Genomic DNA, 1,559 nt, shown 5'->3' with positions numbered 1-1,559 from the left:
AAACAGCCTATCCACTGGCCGGGTTTTACTCCGGCGCGGCCGACCCTCTCGCCGCCGCTTCGTGGCCTAATTTGTCACCGCCCTACACAGCGGCGGTGACAGAGCAATAATGTCGCCGGTGACGCGGATCAGAAGACCTTTTTCAAAGCAGTCGACGAAAGCATCATAGGCACGCGCTCCTGGCGCATCGGCACGCGGCGCCAGTTCGATGCCGGCCACTAGCCCAATGGTGCGAATGTCGATGACGTTAGGAAGCTCGCGCAACGAGTGGATGGCGTCCTGCCAGACCGCAGCAAGAGATGCGGCACGCGTCAGCAGTTCCTCCTCACGGTAGATCTCAAGCGCCGCCAGGCCGGCGACAATCTATTTGGCCGAGCGCTGCAGATCCTGAGGGAGCGCTACGGACCCGGAGCGGACACGGGTAAGGTTTCGCTCGTGCATGATGGAGAAGAAGGAGGAATCGTGATCAGTGGCCGGCTTGAGGTGACCATCGAGGACGAGCGTCGGATTCTCGGGCCCGGAGACGCCTATTACTTCGAAAGCCGGCGGCCGCATCGCTTCCGCTGCGTCGGGCCGATGCCGTGTGAGGTAGTGAGCGCCTGCACGCCGCCGACCTTTTAGATCTCTACCTGCCACTCAATGCGCCGGTTCTCTATTTAAAGATAAAGATCGGGATTCAGTATTTCGGCGGAGTGATGATCCAGACGACCTGTGTTGTAAGGCTACCTGAATTAGCACACCGATGAACATCCGTGCTGCGGAATGAAAAGCTGTCACCCTCTTCCAGTCGGTAATGTCGTCCCTTGATCCAAAGATCGAGGGTGCCAGAGATCACCAGACCAGCTTCCGCACCGTCGTGACTATAGTCGCCGCTATCGGATCCAGGCTCAAGAGTGCTAAGCAAGACCTCTAGGGGGCCGCTCAGGTTGGGCGAAAGCAGCTCCTCCGAGATACCAATGTTGGTGAAGGATAATTTTCGGCGATGGCCTCTGCGAACGATGAAATCTCGTCCCTCGGGAGAGCCCGGATTGGTATCCTGAAAGAACCAGCTCATCTGAACTCCGAGGATGTCGCTGATTCGCTTCAGAACGCCGATTGGCAATTTGGAACGGTTGCGTTCGATCTGGCTTAGGTAGCTAACAGATATATCGGCCTCCCTCGCCACCTCCTGAAGAGTCAGACCTCGGATCTTGCGGAGTTCACGAATTTGTCTGCCAATGGCAATATCCGAATCGTACTGATCCGAATTTGGACAGCCGATCCACTCATCGGCCATTTGTTGCAATTGGGGTGCCATTTGGTTCCTTGCTCAGTATGTGGTCGGGCTCCTACTCACCCAAGCCCTCGATACGCCGGTTTGACGGATCATAGAAGGGTCGGATCGTTGCTGTCGCGGGAATCCTTTCTCCAGCTACTTCGATTTGAAAGGTACCCGCGCCTACGAAAGTGTGCACGGCGGTGACAAACCAGGGGGATGTCCCGAAGTTTGTTGAACTTCGTTGAGCGGCGATGCCGGGTTGAACGTTACGCGGCCCTCGATGCAGGGGCAATGAACTTTT

General features: G+C 56.8%; 1 protein-coding gene and 2 pseudogenes. 1 reads left to right on the top strand and 2 read right to left on the bottom strand.

The features are described 5' to 3' along the window. Nucleotides 1–87: 87 nt before the first annotated feature. Nucleotides 88–357: pseudogene (locus VQ044_RS25070) on the bottom strand (aspartate aminotransferase family protein); the annotation flags it as partial. On the opposite strand from VQ044_RS25070, the pseudogene VQ044_RS25065 reads away from it, so the two are divergent. After that, nucleotides 355–621, top strand: a pseudogene (locus VQ044_RS25065) (cupin domain-containing protein); the annotation flags it as partial. The pseudogenes VQ044_RS25070 and VQ044_RS25065 sit on opposite strands and share 3 nt — an antisense overlap. A 55-nt stretch (nt 622–676) precedes the next feature. Here VQ044_RS25065 and VQ044_RS25060 read toward each other — a convergent pair. After that, a complete protein-coding gene (locus VQ044_RS25060; RefSeq protein ID WP_327650375.1) occupies nt 677–1,297 on the bottom strand; it encodes a helix-turn-helix domain-containing protein in 621 nt (206 codons plus the stop codon). Nucleotides 1,298–1,559 lie beyond the last annotated feature (262 nt).

It is taken from the genome of Aurantimonas sp. C2-5-R2 (assembly GCF_036549495.1).
Taxonomy (GTDB): Bacteria; Pseudomonadota; Alphaproteobacteria; order Rhizobiales; family Rhizobiaceae; genus Aurantimonas; species Aurantimonas coralicida_A.
The sequence above is the reverse complement of the archived record's forward strand: the minus strand, read 5'-3'. Positions and strand labels throughout refer to the sequence as shown.

Coding starts and splice junctions, on each gene's coding strand:
- VQ044_RS25060 (WP_327650375.1), bottom strand. CDS start 1,297: ATGGCACCCCAATTGCAACAAATGGCCGATGAGTGGATCGGCTGTCCA.